13 protein-coding genes and 1 tRNA gene are annotated in these 17,662 nt (G+C 63.4%); 9 read left to right on the forward strand and 5 right to left on the reverse strand.

What is annotated here, in order from left to right:
* Positions 1-26: 26 nt before the first annotated feature.
* The 4 genes from ACSVHC_RS19270 to aceE all read right to left on the reverse strand — a co-directional run bounded on the left by ACSVHC_RS19270 (position 27) and on the right by aceE (position 6,320).
* Positions 27-1,088, reverse strand: a complete 1,062-nt coding sequence (locus tag ACSVHC_RS19270) for a beta-ketoacyl-ACP synthase III (protein WP_437770587.1) — start codon at positions 1,086-1,088, stop codon at positions 27-29.
* Positions 1,085-2,014 carry an ACP S-malonyltransferase gene (locus tag ACSVHC_RS19275; RefSeq protein WP_437770586.1) on the reverse strand — a complete coding sequence of 310 codons (930 nt, stop codon included), beginning with the start codon at positions 2,012-2,014 and terminating at the stop codon, positions 1,085-1,087. The genes ACSVHC_RS19270 and ACSVHC_RS19275 overlap by 4 nt, the downstream gene beginning before the upstream one ends.
* An 88-nt stretch (positions 2,015-2,102) precedes the next feature.
* Positions 2,103-3,347: a PucR family transcriptional regulator gene (locus ACSVHC_RS19280; protein ID WP_345449981.1), complete on the reverse strand. Its 1,245-nt coding sequence runs from the start codon at positions 3,345-3,347 to the stop codon at positions 2,103-2,105.
* A gap of 204 nt (positions 3,348-3,551) precedes the next feature.
* Positions 3,552-6,320, reverse strand: a complete 2,769-nt coding sequence (gene aceE / locus ACSVHC_RS19285; protein WP_439181219.1) for a pyruvate dehydrogenase (acetyl-transferring), homodimeric type — start codon at positions 6,318-6,320, stop codon at positions 3,552-3,554.
* 399 nt (positions 6,321-6,719) lie between these two features.
* Between aceE and ACSVHC_RS19290 the strand changes: the two genes are divergently transcribed.
* The 9 genes from ACSVHC_RS19290 to ACSVHC_RS19330 all read left to right on the forward strand — a co-directional run bounded on the left by ACSVHC_RS19290 (position 6,720) and on the right by ACSVHC_RS19330 (position 16,372).
* Complete coding sequence (locus ACSVHC_RS19290; protein ID WP_059387755.1) at positions 6,720-7,142, forward strand: DUF3052 domain-containing protein; 423 nt, start codon at positions 6,720-6,722, stop codon at positions 7,140-7,142.
* Positions 7,139-7,642 carry a peroxiredoxin gene (locus ACSVHC_RS19295; protein ID WP_437770585.1) on the forward strand — a complete coding sequence of 168 codons (504 nt, stop codon included), beginning with the start codon at positions 7,139-7,141 and terminating at the stop codon, positions 7,640-7,642. Before ACSVHC_RS19290 ends, ACSVHC_RS19295 begins: the two co-directional genes overlap by 4 nt.
* A 5-nt stretch (positions 7,643-7,647) precedes the next feature.
* On the forward strand, positions 7,648-8,604 hold the full coding sequence (locus ACSVHC_RS19300; RefSeq protein ID WP_437770584.1) for an NAD-dependent protein deacetylase: 957 nt from the start codon (positions 7,648-7,650) through the stop codon (positions 8,602-8,604).
* A gap of 56 nt (positions 8,605-8,660) precedes the next feature.
* Positions 8,661-8,736: transfer RNA gene (locus tag ACSVHC_RS19305), tRNA-Val, on the forward strand.
* A 132-nt stretch (positions 8,737-8,868) separates the two neighbouring features.
* A complete protein-coding gene (locus ACSVHC_RS19310) occupies positions 8,869-9,930 on the forward strand; it encodes a LacI family DNA-binding transcriptional regulator (RefSeq protein WP_437770583.1) in 1,062 nt (353 codons plus the stop codon).
* A gap of 216 nt (positions 9,931-10,146) precedes the next feature.
* Positions 10,147-13,143 carry a GH92 family glycosyl hydrolase gene (locus tag ACSVHC_RS19315; RefSeq protein ID WP_439181222.1) on the forward strand — a complete coding sequence of 999 codons (2,997 nt, stop codon included), beginning with the start codon at positions 10,147-10,149 and terminating at the stop codon, positions 13,141-13,143.
* Positions 13,144-13,252: 109 nt separating this feature from the next.
* Positions 13,253-13,789 carry a methyltransferase family protein gene (locus tag ACSVHC_RS19320; protein ID WP_437770581.1) on the forward strand — a complete coding sequence of 179 codons (537 nt, stop codon included), beginning with the start codon at positions 13,253-13,255 and terminating at the stop codon, positions 13,787-13,789.
* Between the two features lie 276 nt (positions 13,790-14,065).
* The gene (locus tag ACSVHC_RS19325; RefSeq protein ID WP_437770580.1) at positions 14,066-14,863 is read left to right on the forward strand and encodes an IclR family transcriptional regulator; all 798 of its coding nucleotides are present in this window, start codon (positions 14,066-14,068) and stop codon (positions 14,861-14,863) included.
* Positions 14,864-15,016: 153 nt separating this feature from the next.
* Positions 15,017-16,372: an MFS transporter gene (locus tag ACSVHC_RS19330; protein ID WP_437770579.1), complete on the forward strand. Its 1,356-nt coding sequence runs from the start codon at positions 15,017-15,019 to the stop codon at positions 16,370-16,372.
* Between the two features lie 169 nt (positions 16,373-16,541).
* Here ACSVHC_RS19330 and ACSVHC_RS19335 read toward each other — a convergent pair whose 3' ends face one another.
* Positions 16,542-17,609: a D-2-hydroxyacid dehydrogenase gene (locus ACSVHC_RS19335; protein ID WP_437770578.1), complete on the reverse strand. Its 1,068-nt coding sequence runs from the start codon at positions 17,607-17,609 to the stop codon at positions 16,542-16,544.
* Positions 17,610-17,662 lie beyond the last annotated feature (53 nt).

Here is a 17,662-nt window from a genome sequence, read left to right on the forward strand (position 1 = left end):
AATTGGAAGGTAGGCGCGGTCCGAAACTACGGAAGAACGATTACCTGGGCACCAAACACAAGACCGGCACCGAAGCCGATCTGCAAGGAGAGGCCACCGCTGAGCGCAGGGTTCTCCTTGAGGAGCCGGTGCGTGGCCAGCGGAATAGAGGCGGCAGAAGTGTTTCCCGCATCAGCGATGTCCCGGGCAACCACCACGGTTTCGGGAAGCTTGAGCTTCTTGACCATTTCATCGATGATCCGCATGTTTGCCTGGTGGGGGACAAATGCCGCCAGATCCGAGGCTTCGATCCCTGCGGCGTCGAGAGCTTGCTGGGCAACCTTCGCCATTTCCCAGACGGCCCAGCGGAACACCGTCTGGCCGTCCTGGCGGAGCGTCGGCCAGACATCCTGCGCTGCGGAAATAATGGCCTGATCGTCGGATTCGTCCGAATGGCGGGCAGACTCGCCCAGGTTGCGGACTTCGTCGAGGGAATGCGTCATGCCAATTGCGTTCCACTTGCTGCCATCGGATCCCCAGACGGACGGGGCAATGCCGGGAGTATCGGACGGGCCGATGACCACGGCGCCGGCACCGTCGCCGAGAAGGAAGGAGATGGTTCGCTCATGGTTGTCGATGACGTCCGAGAGCTTCTCGGCCCCGATCACCAGGACGTATTCAGCCGCGCCCGATCGGACCAAGGCATCGCCCTGGGCAATGCCGTAGCAGTAGCCCGCACAAGCCGCGGAGATGTCGAAGGCCGGTGCCGGGGTGGCGCCCAAACGGTCGGTGAGGGCGGCAGCCGCGGATGGCGTGGCATACGGGTGCGTAACGGTGGAGACGATGACGGCACCCAGCTGGGAAGCCTCAATGCCGGCCTGTTTGAGTGCCTCGCGGGCTGCTCCCTCGGCCATGTCGATGACGCTCACATCGGCCGCGGCGCGGTGGCGGGTCACGATGCCCGTGCGCTGGCGGATCCATTCGTCCGAGGAATCGATCCACTGGCAAACGTCGTCATTCGTGACGACGATGTCAGGGCGGTATGCTCCGATGCCGATAACGCGCGAGTATGCGTTCGTCGGTGCCTGCTTGAGTACGGGGGCGCTCATGCGTCTCCCTCCAATTCCGCGAAGAGTGCAAGTGCGGCGGACAAATCATCCGGGGTCTTGACGGCAACGGTCTTCACACCCGGCATGCCGCGTTTGGCGAGGCCTGCCAGGGTACCCGCCGGTGCCAGCTCGATGAGTCCAGTGACTCCGCGCTTTACCAGGTTCTCCATGCACAGGTCCCAGCGGACCGGGCGGGAGACCTGGGCGATCAGGCTTTCGACGGCGGCACCGCCGTCCGTGACCTCCTGGCCGTCAAAGTTCGAGAGCAAGGGAACCGTGGGAGCCTGCGGCTTGAGGGACGGCCGCAGCGCTTCAAGCGCGCTCACAGCCGGAGCCATGTGGGAAGTGTGGAACGCTCCGGCGACCTTCAGCGGAATGACCCTGGCTTTGGCCGGAGGGTTGTCAGCCAGTGCCTGGAGCTGTTCGAACGTTCCTGCGGCTACGGTCTGGCCCGCGCCGTTGACATTCGCGGGAGTTGCGCCGGCGGCCTCGATAGCGGACAGCACCTCGGCCGGATCGCCGCCGACGACGGCACTCATTCCGGTGGGGGTGACCGCCGCGGCGGCAGCCATGTTGTTGGCACGCTCACGGACAAACGTCATAGCTTCTTCTTCGCTCAGGACACCGGCAAGCGCCGAGGCCGTGATCTCGCCGACCGAGTGGCCGGCAAGGACGATCGGAAGGGTACTGAGTTCGACGTCGAACAGCGATTTCGCTGCCACGAGCCCTGCGGCAACAATCAAGGGCTGCGCGACGGCGGTGTCCTTGATGGTTTCTTCATCGGAGGTGGTGCCGTGGGCCTTGAGGTCGATGCCTGCGATTTCGCTCAGGGAGGCCAAATGGCCTTCTACGGAAGGGAGCTCCAGCCAAGGGGCCAAAAATCCAGGGGTCTGGGAGCCCTGTCCAGGGCAGACGATTGCAAGCACGTAACCAGCTTTCCAAATTGCCGCGTGAACTACTGGTGTTTGCGTACACCAAGCTCACTGGGTCAGTTTGTAGGAAGTCTACAACGGTTCAACCCGCGGATCGGGTACCGTGACGCTCCGACGTCGCCTTTGGCTGGGCCGAAAGCCTGCCCACAACCAACGCAGTTTGAAGCACGAAAGCCTCGCGAGGGAGGAGCGGGTCCCACCCTGTGACGTCGCAGACGCGCTTGAGACGATACCGTACGGTGTTCGCGTGGACGAACAGCTCGCGGGCAGTCGCTTCGAGGGAATGGCCGAGTTCCAGATAAGTGCCGAGGGTTTCGACAAGGCCGTTCGAAGCGGCTAGGAGCGGCCGGTAAATGTTCTTGATGAGGGAACGGCGGGCGGCGTCGTCACCTGAGACCACCCGTTCCGGGAGGAGGTCGTCCGCGGCTACCGGTCGCGGAGCCGAAGGCCAAGCCTTGGCAGCGGTGAGCCCTGCAAAGGCTGCCTGGGCAGAGCTGCTTGCCTCCAACAGGGAACTGGCCTCGGGCCCGTAGACCACCGCGCCCGGGGCGAAAAGTTCGCTGAGTTTCAGGTACGCGGTGTCGCGGTCTTGCACGCCACCCAGAATCAGGATCAGGCGGTCGCCCTGGATTCCCACCAGGGCGTCTTCCGAATAGCGTCCGGCGGTCCGGCGCAACTCGCTCACATAGCTTGCGCTTGGTTCCGACGGCGAGTTTCCCACCATCACCGTGAATCGCTCCTGGGCCTTCCAGCCGAGGGCCGCGATGCGGGAACGAAGGGCATCGGTATTCTCGCCACGGAGGATGGCGTCCACAATTAGGGCTTCGAGCCTCGTGTCCCAGGAACCGCGGGACTCGGCGGCGCGGGCATAGACATCCGCGGCGGCGAATGCCACTTCCCGCGAATACCGCAGGACTGCTTCGCGCAAGGAGGGTTGGTCGGCTTCCGGTGCGATCACAGGGACCTGGTCCTCCACCACCTCGACGACAATCCGGATCAGCTGGAGGGCCTTTTGCAGGCTGATGGAGCGGGTCAGCTCGGTGGGAGCGTTCCCGAAGACGTCCGTCAGGATCCAGGACGGAGAGCTCGGCCGTTCGTACCACGTCACGAAGGCCGCGATTCCGTTTTGGGCAACCAGGCCCAAGGCTGAGCGTTCGTCGGAGCTCAGCCGGCTGTACCAAGGCAGTGATTTCTCGAGCTTCCGCATGGTGGTGGTGGACAGTTGCCCCACATTGGCGCGGAGCCGCTTGAGAGTCTCCGCCTTTTCCGGTGTTACTGTCCGCGCGGCCGCTTTGCGTTTCGCGGGGGTTTGAATCGGCTCTGCCATTCCTTGAGCATACGGCGCATCATCCACAAGCTCCATTTGTGCGAAGGCTACAACTGCGTTTGGTGCGCGTCACGCGCTTGCTGCGCTAATTGATGCTGTGGGTCGATCGTTGAAGACCCGATCTTAAAGCCCGACGGCGGCCCGCACCTTTCGGTGTGGACCGCCGTCGAGATGTTGCTGGCTTCGTTTTGCTTCGCTGGAGGCTTAGCTTTCGCCGCCTGCCCCGCCGGTGGTGCCGGCGTTGACATCGAGGAGACTGTACTTCTCGATTGCCTGGGCAGCCGCTTGTGCGTCGACTTCGCCTCGGCGGGCGAGTAGTTGCAGGGTCTTCACGACGATGGAGTGGGTGTCGTTTTTGAAGAAGCGTCGTGCGGCTTGGCGGGTGTCGGAGAATCCGAATCCGTCGGCGCCGAGGGAGGCGAATTCGTTGGGGATGAATTGGCGGATCTGGTCCGGGACGGCCTTCATGTAGTCGGTGACGGCGATGACCGGTCCGGTGGCGCCGGCGAGTTGCTGGGCGACGAACGGGGTGCGGGGTTCTTCGCCGGGGTTCAGGAAGGCGTGTTCTTCGGCGGCGAGTCCGTCGCGTCGGAGCTCGTTCCAGGAGGTCACGGACCAGACGTCGGCGGAGACTCCCCAGTCCTGGGCGAGGACTTTCTGGGCTTCCAGGGCCCAGGGGACCGAGACGCCGGAGGCCAGGATCTGCGCGCGGGGCCCGTCGGTTTTCGCCGGGGCGAGCAGGTAGATGCCCTTCAGGAGGCCTTCGGTGTCGAGGTTTTCCGGTTCCGCGGGCTGGCTGATCGGTTCGTTGTACACGGTGAGGTAGTACATCAGGTTCCGGTCCGCGGAGTTCTCCCCGTACATGCGTTCGAGTCCGTCGCGGATGATGTGGCCGATTTCGTAGCCGTAGGCGGGGTCGTAGGTGAGGACGGCGGGGTTGGTGGAGGCCAGGATGGGGGAGTGTCCGTCGGCGTGTTGGAGTCCTTCGCCGGTGAGGGTGGTCCGTCCTGCGGTGGCGCCGATGATGAAGCCGCGGGTCATTTGGTCCGCGGCGGCCCAGAAGGCGTCGCCGGTGCGTTGGAAGCCGAACATGGAGTAGAACACGTAGATCGGCACGAGGGGTTCGCCGTGGGTGGCGTAGGCGGTGCCGGCGGCGGTGAAGGCCGCGACGGCGCCGGCTTCGTTGATGCCGGGGTGGATGAGCTGGCCCATGGGGGATTCCTTGTAGGCCAGGACGAGGTCCCGGTCCACGGAGAGGTAGTTCTGGCCCTTGGGGTTGTAGATCTTCGCGGTCGGGAAGAACGCGTCCATGCCGAAGGTCCGCGACTCGTCCGGGACGACCGGGACGAAGCGTTTGCCGAAGTTCTTGTCCCGCATGAGGTCCTTCAGGAGCCTCACGAAGGCCATGGTGGTGGCTGCCTGCTGCTTGCCGGAGCCGCGCTTGGCGACCTCGTAGGACTTCGCTTCCGGCAACACCACGGGGGTGTGGGTGGAGCGGCGTTCGGGCACGGACCCGCCCAGGGCTGCGCGACGGTCCATCATGTACTGGATTTCCGGGGCGTCCATGCCGGGGTGGTAGTACGGGGGACGGTACAGGTCGGTGTCGAGCTGCTCGTCGGTGATGGGGATGCGCAGGTGGTCGCGGAAGGCCTTGAGGTCTTCCATGGTGAGTTTCTTCATTTGGTGGGTCGCGTTGCGGCCCTCGAAGTGGGGTCCGAGTCCGTAGCCCTTGACGGTCTTGGCCAGGATCACGGTGGGTTTGCCCTTGAACTCGACCGCGGCCTTGTACGCGGCGTAGACCTTGCGGTAGTCGTGCCCGCCGCGTTTGAGGTTCCAGATCTGCTCGTCGTCCAGGTCCGCGACCATGTCCTTGGTGGCCGGGGTCTTCCCGAAGAAGTGTTCCCGGACGAACCCGCCGGATTCGGCCTTGTAGGTCTGGTAGTCCCCGTCGACGGTTTCGTTCATGATCTTCACCAGGGACCCGTCGGTGTCCTTGGCCAGGAGGTCATCCCATTCCCGGCCCCAGACGACCTTGATGACGTTCCAGCCCGCGCCGCGGAAGAACGCCTCCAGTTCCTGCATGATCTTCCCGTTGCCGCGGACGGGTCCGTCCAGGCGCTGGAGGTTGCAGTTGATCACGAAGTTCAGGTTGTCCAGGTTCTCGTTCGCGGCGAGCTGGAGCAGGCCGCGGGACTCGGGCTCGTCCATTTCCCCGTCGCCCAGGAACGCCCAGACCTGCTGGTCACTGGTGTCTTTGAGGCCGCGGTCGTGCAGGTAGCGGTTGGACTGGGCCTGGTAGATCGCGTTCATCGGGCCGATGCCCATGGACACGGTCGGGAATTCCCAGAACGAGGGCATCAGGCGCGGGTGCGGGTAGGAGGAGAGGGCGTGGCCTTGTTTGGACTTTTCCTGCCGGAACCCGTCCAGGTCCTCCTCCGAGAGCCGGCCTTCCATGAACGCCCTGGCGTACATGCCCGGGGACGCGTGTCCCTGGAAGAAGACCTGGTCCCCGCCCGAGGCGTGGTCCTTGCCGCGGAAGAAATGGTTGAAGCCGACCTCGTACAAGGTCGCGGCCCCGGCATAGGTGGAGATGTGCCCGCCCACCCCGATGTCGGACCGCTGGGCCCGGTGCACCATCACGGCCGCGTTCCAGCGCATGTACGCCCGGTACCGGCGCTCGAACTCCTCGTTGCCCGGGAACGGTGCTTCCTGGTCCGCCGGGATCGTGTTCACGTAATCGGTGGTCGTCACCATCGGCACCCCCACCGACTGGGACCCTGCCCGCTGAAGCAGGCTGCGCATGATGAACTGCGCCCGCTCCGTGCCCTGCTCCCTGATCAACGCATCCAAAGACTCAACCCACTCGGCAGTCTCTTCCGGATCACGATCAGGCAGCTGGGAAGTCAACCCGCTAAGGATGTGTGAGGTCTCTTCTCCTGCAGCCACGTCCAACCTCTCTTTTGGCGCATTCATCGTCGCCTCAGGTCCGGCAGGGTAACTGCCCGTCATGAACGCGGCGTGTGCGACATATCGGTTACAACAGCCCGGTCATGTGCGCCGGACAGGTTCTCTTGAGCTCAAGCTGCGCTATTCGCGGCGGGCGGTTGCCCTGCAGCCAAAGTCTTCACTGGCCACTGTAGCTTTGTACGAGCCGCGATGCGTAGCCGCGCGGTCGTGAAGGCGTTGTATGTCACACTCAAGCTGTTACATCGTAGGCAGTTGTAGCTGCAGTCCTGGCGATGGCCCCGAATGTAGCCATGCTTTAGCCGTGGCTGGGGCGCGGATTATGGTGGAACGCGGGACAATGGCTTGAAGCACACGCCCAAAGGGTGTTGGCTTGTAGTAATCGAAATCACTTCAAGAGGAGGAAACGTGAGCGAGGCCGACGCCGCCACATCGGTAAATGTGGCGGAAAGATTGGGTTTCAAAGATGGGGATCTAATTCAGGAACTCGGTTACGACGATGATGTCGATTTCGATTTGCGTGATGACATTGAGGAACTCACAGGTTCCGAGCTGCTTGACGAAGACGATCACGAGGTAGTGGATGCGGTCATTTTCTGGTGGCGCGATGGTGATGGAGACCTTGTCGACGCACTAGTTGATTCACTGACCACCTTGGGTGAAGGCGGCGTGGTCTGGGTGCTGACCCCCAAATCGGGTCGCGACAACTACGTCTCGCCGTCGGATATTCAGGACGCCGCTCCCACCGCTGGCCTGCATTGCACTACCTCCGCAGGCGTCTCCAAGGACTGGAGCGCCACGCGGCTTGTAGCGCGCAAGAAGAACAAGTGACACACACGAGGTTGACCCCTCCCGGGCTGCGTCCGGGAGTTCCCATTGTGGGCCAGGAAGCACCGGATTTTGAGCTCGTGAACCAGTTCGGGGAGCCAGTGCGCTTGTCCGAGCTTCGCGGCCGGAACGTGGTGGTGGTCTTCTATCCGTTCGCCTTCTCTGGAATCTGCACCGGGGAGCTGTGCGAGATCCGCGACAATCTGGGTATTTTCGAACATGCCAACGCCACAGTCCTCGGGGTGTCGGTAGACAGCAAGTTTGCTTTGCGGGCTTACGCGGAGAAGGAAGGCTACGAGTTCGATCTCCTGGCGGACTTCTGGCCGCACGGGGAAGTAGCCGAGAAGTATGGCGTGTTTGACGCAGCTACCGGCATGTCCTTGCGAGGCACTTTCATCATCGATGCGACGGGCATCATCCGCTATGTCGTCGTCAATCCGCGCGGCCAGGCCCGCGACCTGGCGGAATACCGCGAGGCGTTGTCCGCACTGGGCCAGGCCTAGCGCAGATGAGTGCCCAACGGCCCGGCGTGGGAATGACCGGCTTCGCCATACTTCCGCCGGCTCCCGCAGTTGAGTTGGATGCAGGCGAGTTGGACTTTCTGCGCCGCGCCGCCAGGATTCTCGGCGGCAAGCGGTTTGCTGTCTTGACGGGGGCCGGCCTCAGCACTGATTCCGGAATCCCTGACTACCGCGGCCCGGGAGCCGCGCCGCGGAATCCGATGACTTTCCAGGAGTTCATCGGAAGCGCCGCCAACCGGCGCCGGTACTGGGCGAGGAACCACCTTGGATGGTCGCACCTCCGGCATGCGGACCCCAATACGGGGCACGCCGCCGTCGCACTCCTCGAGAGCCGCGGGCTGATCACGGGGCTCATTACGCAGAACGTCGACCGGCTGCACGAGGACGCGGGCAGCAACAACGTGGTGGACCTGCACGGCCGCTACGATCGCGTGATCTGCCTTGACCAGGGACACGTCTTTACCCGGCGGCTCGTGGCGTCGATTCTTGAGGAGATCAATCCCGGCTTCCTCGAAGCCGCGCAGGCTTCCGGCGTCGTGGAAATGGCGCCTGACGCCGACGCCTCAGTGGAGGATCCGGAGCTCATCCGATCGTTCGTCGTCGCTGTTTGTCCCGTGTGCGGGGGAACGCTCAAGCCCGACTTCGTGTATTTCGGAGAAAACGTGCCCAGGGACCGGGTGCAGCGCGCCTATTCCATGGTGGACGAAGCGGGGGCGTTGCTGGTCGCAGGTTCTTCGTTGACGGTAATGAGCGGGCTGAGGTTCGTGCGGCACGCAGCCAAATTCGGCAAGCCGGTAGTGATCATCAACCGTGGGCCGACCCGCGGCGACGGGTTCGCTGACCTCAAAGTGGAAGCCGGGGTCAGCGGCGCGCTGGCCTGGCTTGCCGCCGAGCTTCCCGATTTGCCGCCTCCAGGTCGGTCGATTGGTGTTCCAGGCGAATGATCCGGTAGAGTACATGTTCGTTGGTTGAAGCGCCGAAGGCGCTGAAATCAGTGATTGGGTCTTTAGCTCAGCTGGTAGAGCGCCACGTTTACACCGTGGATGTCATCGGTTCGATCCCGGTAGGACCCACCAGGCTAAAAGAGCCCCTGAACTGCGAAAACGCAGCTCAGGGGCTCTTTTCTTTTTCGCGCAGACGTCCCGGACTCCCTGGGGGTCTTCTTCGCCGATCGCGATGCTAAGATGCGTCGCGGAATGGTTTCGGAAATGGACGCAGGTGACGGGTTGAGGGTGGCTGCCGAGCGTCCGAACGCCCGTGCCACAATGAAAGACGTCGCTCGGGTCGCCGGAGTCGGTGTCGGCACGGTCTCCCGTGTCGTCAACGGCAAGTCGAACGTGAGCGAGGAGAGCGTCGCTGCGGTCAACGCTGCGATCGACAGGCTCGGATTCCGCCGCAACGACAGTGCCAGGATGCTCAGAACCGGAGCGACGGCAAGCATTGGGCTGCTGGTCGAGGATGTCGCGGACCCGTTCTTCTCCCTGCTTAACCGCTCGGTGGAGGAGGAGGTCCTGCGCCGCGATTCAGTGCTCCTGACCGCCTCCTCGGACAAAGACCCGGAGCGCGCCCGCAAGATGATCCTCACGTTCTGCGCCCGCCGGGTCGACGGCCTGGTGATTACTCTCCCCGAAGGCGGCGAGGAGGAATACCTGCGTGCGGAGCTCGACGCCGGTACGAGCATGGTCTTCGTCGACCGCCCGCCGCGGGAGCTGGATGTCGACGCCGTGATCGTGGACAACCGCGGCGGCGCGCGCACCGGCGTCGCGCATCTCATCGGCTACGGGCATAGGCGGATCGCTTGCTTCACTGATCGGCCGGACCTTTATACCGCAAGCGAGCGCATCGCCGGCTACCGGGCCGCACTCGAGGAAGCGGGCATCCCTTTCGACCCCGAACTCGTCTACTCCAGCGCGACGACCCGCGACCCGGTGGACGAGCCCCTCGGGCGGATGCTGGCGTCGGATGACCCTCCAACCGCGGTTTTCGCCGGAAACAACCGAACGAGCATCAACGTGATCGGCGCCTTGCGCATTCACAACACCTCGCTGGCCATCGTGGGTTTCGACGATTTCGAACTTGCCGACGTCGTCGTGCCCGGGATCACAGTAGTGGCGCAGGACCCGAAGGCGATGGGACAGATCGCGATGAGGATGCTCTACAAGCGTCTGGATGGCGATGTCTCGCCCTCGCAGACCGTCACGCTGAACACCCGTCTCATCGTGCGGGGCTCGGGAGAGCTGAGCCGCGACGCGGTGCTCGCCGCCCGCTGACGCCAGTTCGGACGCCCCTATAAATCCCCTGGACCGGGCATTCTTCTCGGTCGCTATTTACTTCTCCGGCGTTGACTCGGTCGAGGTGTGCTGAGTAGACTCGGCCGCGTGGAAACGTTTCCACGAGCTGTTGCCCCGTCAGCTCTTGGCGGCGGACAGCAGCGACGAGCGCTGAAGCTCGATGCCCGTGAGTCAGGTCAAGGAGGACACCCCACGATGTCAAGCCCACACGACAGTCCGGCTGTACGCCCACGGATCCTGAGAAGGCCTCGGCGAACGCGGCTCGCGCCGGCCATGGCGGTTGCGGCCGCGCTCGCAATCGGAACTCCGGTCGAAGCATCCGCGGCTCCGACCGTCACCGACCTTTCCAACGAGGTCAACCCGTTCGTTGGAACCGAGAGCGAGGGCAACGCCTATCCGGGGGCGACGCTCCCGTTCGGAATGGTGCAGCTCAGCCCTGACAACACCAACAGCTACGATTCCACGTCGTACAGCAACAACGCCGGTCGCGTGTGGGGATTCAGCCACCGGCACGTCAACAGTGCGGGTTGTCCGGCCGCCGGTGAACTCCTGGTCTCGCCCAGCACCACCGCCACGCCCACCACCTCGAGACGGTTCACCAGCATCCAGTCCGGAAGTGAATCCGCCACAGCCGGTTACTACGGTGTGACTCTCGACAACGCCGTCAAGGTCGATCTCTCGGCCACCACCAGAGTGGGCGCACACCGGTACACCTTCCCGGCTGGCAAGACCTCCAATCTTTCGTTCAACACGGGTCAGACGCTGCGCACTGCCGGCGCGAGTTCGGTCTCCTGGGTCGATGGCACCACCCTCGAGGGCTGGATCGACAACGGTGGGTTCTGTAGCGGAAACGAGAAAAAGTCCCGCTACTACTTCAGTGCCACTTTTGACCGCGCTCCGCTGTCGACCGGCACCTGGGGCAACAACGCCCAGTTCGTCGTCGGCCGGAATTCCAGTGAGGTCACCGACGGCAACAACGGTTTCGTCGCCACTTTCGATACGACGACCGACCGCGATGTCGAGGTGAGCGTCGGGGTCTCGTACGTGAGCGTCGAAGGCGCCCGCGGCAACCGGATCGCCGAGGCGACCGCCGACGGCACGCGGTTGCCGTTTGATCAGATCCGCGCGAAAGCCCGCGACGCCTGGAACGCCGAACTTGGCCGGTTCGACATCACGGCATCCGCCGAGCAGCGCAAGATCTTCTACACCCAGCTATATAAGACCCTGCTGTCGCCGACCATCGGAAGCGACGTCGACGGCCGGTACACAGGAATGGACGCCAAGACGCACACCGCCAATGGCTGGAACTACTACCAGACGTTCTCGCTGTGGGACACATACCGCACGCAGTCGACTTTCCATGCGCTGTTCGCTAAGAACCGCGCCGCCGACATCGTGCGCTCGATGTACCAGGCCCGGGTCGAGGGCGGCTGGTTCCCGCGCTGGTCGCTCGGCTCAGTCGAGACGAACATTATGGCCGGCGACCCGGTCTCGCCCTGGATCGCCGAGAACTTCACGCTCGGGACCGTGCCAGCCGACATCGCCGGCCGGATGTGGGACTACCTCGTCGAGAACGCCACTACGGCGCCACCCGCCGGCGTCGCGTCCGTCGGCCGGCAGAGCGCCGCGTTCTACCTGGCCAACGGCCACATCCCCTATTACCCGGAGTGGGGCGGCGGCCTCGGCGGCCAGTACGAAGAGTACCGTCACGGCGGCTCGGCCACGATGGAGTTCGCCGCGGCGGACGCCAGCATCGGAGCCGCTGCGCAACGGCTTGGGAAGACAGGCCAAGCGGCAGAGTTCCTGGCCCGCGGCACCAACTGGACGAAGCTCTGGAACCCGGAAGTCACACTCAGCGGCGGTTTCAAGGGCATCGTCAACGCCGTCAACCCCGAGGGCCAGTTCGTCTCGGTTCCGGAACGCACGGATGTGACGAGGTCCGGTTTCCACGAGGGAACCCCGTGGCACTACCAGTGGATGGCGACGCAGGACGTGGTCGGTCTGCAGCAGAAGATGGGCGGTCGCGAGGAGTTCGTCAAGCGACTCGACTACTACTTCAACCAGCCGGCCCTCCAGTCCGCTCCGGGGGTCTCTCCGAGCAGCTGGGCTGCGGGTGGCAGCACGTACTACACGAGCATAGGGTACAACCCGGGCAACGAACCGATGATGATGAACCCCTGGCTGTACGGCTCCGTCGGTGAACCGGCCAAGACCAACGACGTGCTCGCGGCCAATCTCAACCGCTTCCCGAACACCCCCGGCGGCGGGGTCGGCAATGATGACCTCGGCACTCTCGCCGCTTGGTATGTGATGGCCTCGCTCGGGATCCAGCCGGTGATGCCCGGCTCGGGGATCATGGCTCTCAACGCCCCCAAGGTTCAGGCCGCCACGATTACCCTCGAGAGCGGTGAAAAACTGCTGATCACTGCTGCAGGCGCGAAAGAGAAGCTTCCGAGTTACATTGCTGGTGTGACCGTGAGCGACAAAGTGCACACGGCTGCCTGGGTCGATGTGGACGAGCTCCGGAACGGCGGCCGACTCGACTTCGCACTGTCCGGCACTAAGGCAGGCCTCGACTGGGCGACGGCCCAGAAGGACTGGATCCCGAGTGTTTCCGCGCCGCGCAAGGCCACTCCTGTGATAGTTCCGGGTGCGGACCTGACCGTGATCGCGGGCCGGGAGAAGACCATCGAAGTCGCGCGGGTCACCTTCGCCGGCCCTGCTGCTGAGCCCATCACGGCAACGGTCTCGTGGGCAGGGGGAGACCCGGTCGCGGCAACAGTTACGGAGAAGAACGGCGCGTGGGTGATCAGTTCCACATCGACGTTCGCAGCGGCCGGAACCGTGAGCGGCGTGGTGACTATCGCCAGCGCCACGAACACGCCGCGGTTCTCGCCTGCGCTGTTCGAGCCGAACTCGGCCAACCTCACGCTCGAGGTCACTGCGGCGCCGGTCGATCCACCGGTCGATCCGCCCGTCAATCCGCCCGTCAATCCGCCCGTCGACTCGGGCGTTACCGTGCTTCCGGTGGTCCCCCCGACCACCGGAAGCACCGGCACCACCGTTAAGGCGGCGAGCGGACTGGCCGACACTGGCATGGCCCCAACCGTTTTCTCACTGATGTTCGCGGCTCTCGCCGCCATTGCACTCGGCTCGGCCTTGGTGATTCGCCGCAAGCGAGCGAACGGCTAGGAGGAGCCCCTGAACTGCGGAAACGCAGCTCAGGGGCTCTTTTCCTTTATTCCGGGTTCGTTCGCCTCCAGTGGTTGTGGCCAATCGTTTGGCGGCTCAGAATGGCAGCATGAAAGCATCCGGAGATGCAGCACGTGAGAAGAGGTTGGCGGAAATCGGAACGGCGGTGTTCGCCGCAGCCCCGGCAACCGTCGCCGGTCTGTTGCCATGGGTGGTGACCCGCTGGAAAGTGAAACAGCCCGTGCCGGGCGGACTGGCGGCCCAGTGCGCAGGTGTTCTCCTGATCGGCGTCGGCACGGCGGTGATCACCAATTCTTTTGCGCGGTTCGCCCTTGAAGGATTAGGCACGCCGGCGCCCTTTGCTCCGCCGAAGAACCTTGTTGTCAGCGGTTTCTACAGGTTCGTAAGGAACCCCATCTACGTGGGCATTGGCGCCGCGATCACCGGACAGGGCCTCCTGCTGGGACAGCCGAAGCTGTTCGTCCTGGCGGCTTTGGGCGCAGTTCCCGTGGTGGCCTTCGTCAGGTTATATGAGGAGCCGACGCTGGCACGCAAGTTCGGCGCCGAGTATGAGGACTACCGTGTCAACGTCCCGCGCTGGCTGCCACGGCTCACTCCTTGGCAGCAGAGCTACCGTCGAGCCTGATCCGCTGCCGGAAATTGGAAGAGCTCTCCACCGCGACTATTGGGGGATGCCGCGGTGGAGAGCTCATAGATGAATATACAGAGAATTTTTGGATATGGAAAGGAAGCCGTTCTCCGTTCGGCGCGTCCCATCCCAGAACCAAGCCACTATGATGGTGGTTGTTCAGTGGATTGAACAAGCGTGATTGCCTCGGATCGAAGTTCCGCTGCCCCCGGGTAGCGTTTCTGCCTGGCACGCGCCCACTCTGCGCCAGACGCACGATTGCGAAGGAGAATCATGGCCGATTCCCGCACCCCCCGTTCCGCCGAAGGACTGGGGAGCTCCTCGCCGGCGCCTGCCGTGACCCGCGCGGCCGCGGTCCTGGATGCCTTGGCCGAGGCACCTTCGGGCCGCCTGACACTCAGCGATCTTGCGAGGGAGCTCGGGATTCCGAAGTCTTCCACGTCAAACCTGCTGATGGCTCTTGAAGAAGCCCGGCTTATTACCCGCGAAGGTGCCGACTTTTCACTTGGCCGGAAGCTGGTCGAACTTGGCGCCGCCTATCTCAGCCGGCTCGATGAAGTCCAGGAGTTCTACAAGTTCTGCGAGCAGGCACCAACGCTCTCAGGCGAAACAGTGCGGATTGCGATGATCGACGGCGATCACATCATTTACCTGGCGCGCTACGAAGGGCACCCGGCTGTCCGGCTTACGTCGAACATCGGCGACAAAATGCCGCTTTCCCTGAGCGCCGTCGGGAAGGTTCTCCTGGCCCAGCTTCACGACCATGACATTGAGGCGATGTTCCCGGACGACGTGGAGCTCCCTGTCATGACCCCGAAGTCCCTCCGGAGTGCTGCTGAGCTCAAGGCCCAGGTGGCCGCGATCCGCAAGCAGGGCTATGCCTTGGAGGACGAGGAATCCACGCTCGGCGTGGTGTGCCTTGCCGTGCCCGTCCCTACCCACGGAGCACATGGCCCCAGCCTCGGTCTCTCGGTGACTGCCCTGAAGGCCACTTTTTCCGAGGAACAGGCTGCCCTCATGGTGAAGGAACTCAAGGAGCTCGCCCACTCACTGGGCAACCCGATGGGCTAACTGATGTGCCGCCCGGGCGGGGTCATAATTAAATCTGATTACACCACTTGAAACTTGTACAACGTGCTGTACTCTGTTCACTATAGTGATTCACGCCATGGCGGCTGACACTATCTCGCCAGGCCAACGGGGGTCTGGAGTGTTCTTGAGGGAGTGCTTGTGACAACTCGTACTAAGACAAAGCTTGCTGATATGGACGGCGCGGTAGTTGAGCCGGAACAGCTGCGAAGGGCAACTCTTGCCAGCTCCGTAGGATCCGCCCTGGAGTACTACGACTTCTACATTTATGGCCTGGCTTCGGCTCTGATCTTCGGACCGCTGTTCTTCAAGCCTTTGGGTGAAAGCGGCGCATTGATCGCGTCGTTCGCCACCTATGGCGTTGGATTCGCGGCGCGGCCCTTCGGCGGTATCTTCTTTGGATTCATCGGAGACCGCTTCGGCCGCAAGATGGTCCTCCTGATGACCATCGGCATGATGGGCCTTGCCAGCTTCGCGATCGGCTTGCTGCCGACGTTCGACCAGGCGGGCATGCTCGGGGCTGTCCTGTTGGTGACGCTCCGTATTGTCCAGGGCCTGGGCGCTGGAGCAGAACAGGCAGGCGCAACGACGCTGATCTCCGAAGTCGCTCCGCCCAAGCGCCGCGGCTACTTCGCTTCGCTGCCGTTCGTAGGCATCCAGCTTGGAACCCTCCTCGGCGCCGGCACCTTTGCGCTCATCGGCATGGCCAACAAAAGCGTTCTCGAAGGCTGGCTGTGGCGTGTGCCTTTCCTCGCCAGCATCATTTTGATCGTCGTGGCAGTCTTCATCCGTCTGAAGCTGAAGGAAACCCCGGTGTTCCAGGAGCTTGAGAAGCACAAGAACGTGGTGAAGAACCCCGTCGGCGAGCTCTGGAAGCACTCCAAAAAGAACGTGCTCGTGGGCATCGGTCTCCGCATGGGTGAGAACGGCAACTCCTCGATCTACTCGGCATTGCTCATCTCCTTCATGTCCGTCAAGGAAGGGGTCTTTCCGGGCGACAAGTTCATCGGCCCGGTCGGTCTGCTGATCGCTGCCGGATTTGCCGCCGTCATGGTGGTCACCTTCGGCGCCTTGTCTGACCGTATTGGTCGAGTCAAGGTCTACCGCTACGGGGCCCTGTTCCAAGCGATCTTCGCGATTCCCGCCTTCTACCTGGTGACCCTCGGCAACGTGACCCTTGTCTGGGCCGTCATGGTTGTCGGCATCGCCCTTGGCGTACAGTCCATGCTTGGCCCGCAGTGCCCGCTGCTGCCCGAGCTCTTCGGCTCGCAGTACCGGTTCACCGGTGTGGCATTGAGCCGCGAACTGTCTGCCGTCCTGGCCGGCGGACTCGTGCCCCTGGTTGGCGTCGCACTCCTTGCTGCTACGGGCAACTCCTGGGTGGTCCTGGCGGTCTACTCGCTAGTGCTGGCGCTCATTTCATACATCACCACGTTCTTTACCCCGGAAACAGCCGGCCGCGACCTCCGTTCCTTGGAAGACGCGAAGTAGGCAGTCCCGTACCACGACGTACGCAAGCAGCGGCGGCCCCTTCCGAAATTCGGACGGGGCCGTCGCCTTTTCGTGCCCCCGCCCTGGCGCAACAAACCGGCCACGCACAGCAAAGCGGCCCCTCCGGAAACCGGAGGGGCCGCTTGGATGGCGCTGGGTTGTTGGCCGTTTAGTAGAAGTGCACCGTGTCCACGAGGTGGGGGAGTTCCCCGCCGTCGAGGAAGGTGCGCAGGTTGCTGGCGAAGCGCTCGGCGATGAGGCGGTTCTCGGCCGCGCTCAGTGCCGAGGTGTGCGGAGAGACCATGACCTTGGGATGGTTCCACAACGGGCTGCGCTGGGGGAGCGGCTCGACGGCGAAGACGTCCAGGCAGGCGTAGGAAACCTGGCCGTTGTCCAGGGCTTCGAGGAGCGCCTCCTCGTCAACAACGGTTCCGCGGCCGACGTTGACGAAAACCGTGCCGGGCTTCATTGCCGAGAAGACTTCATGGTTGAAGAGTCTCTCCGTGTACGGCGTGCCGGGGAGGGTGTTGACGACGGCGTCTGCCGTCGCCAGGAGTCCTGCCAGGCCATCGTTGTCCGCGACCTGGTCGATCCCTTCGATCGCTTCGACGTTCCGCTTGGTTCCGCTGACCTTCATGCCGAGTGCGCGGGCGATGCGGGCGGTCTCGAGGCCGATTTCGCCGAGACCCGTGACGACCAGCTTGGAGCCGTTCACCAGCTTGGTGGGGGTCCGCAGCTCGGGCCAGACCTTGGCTGCTTGGTCCTGTGCAAGTTCCGCGCTGCGCTTGAAGCCGTTGAGGATGCCCAGGGCAGCGAACTCTGCCAGGGGAAGAGCATGCACGCCTGCCGACGTGGTGACCTTGAACTTCTGCAAGGTCTCGTTGTCGAGGCCGGAGGCCTTCACGGCGCCACCGGCACCTGCGGCCATGGCGTGGATCCACTGCAGGTGCGGGTTGCTCTGGGCGATGCGGGCCAGGCCGGCCGGATTCTCGTTGGGGAAACCGTAAAGGATCTGGGCCTTGTTCAGCATGGACCAGTAGCGTTCCTCTTGTTCGGGAGTCCGCTTGAAGTCGGGATCCCCGGAGTGGTCGGCCGGGAAGCGTTCCGGAGGAAGAAGCTCGGGTTCGTAGAGCACCGTAATGCTCGGATCTACAGCGCGGATACGCTCCACATGCTCAGCTTCGAGCGGGACTGCGATCGCGATGGTGAGTTCATCAGTCGTCATGGTGTTCATCATACTGAATTGAGGCTAGGATATTGAACAGTTTTTGAAAGATGAACCACAAAGAA

The sequence above is a fragment of the Arthrobacter sp. KNU-44 genome (assembly GCF_051843155.1).
Lineage (GTDB): Bacteria > Actinomycetota > Actinomycetes > Actinomycetales > Micrococcaceae > Arthrobacter.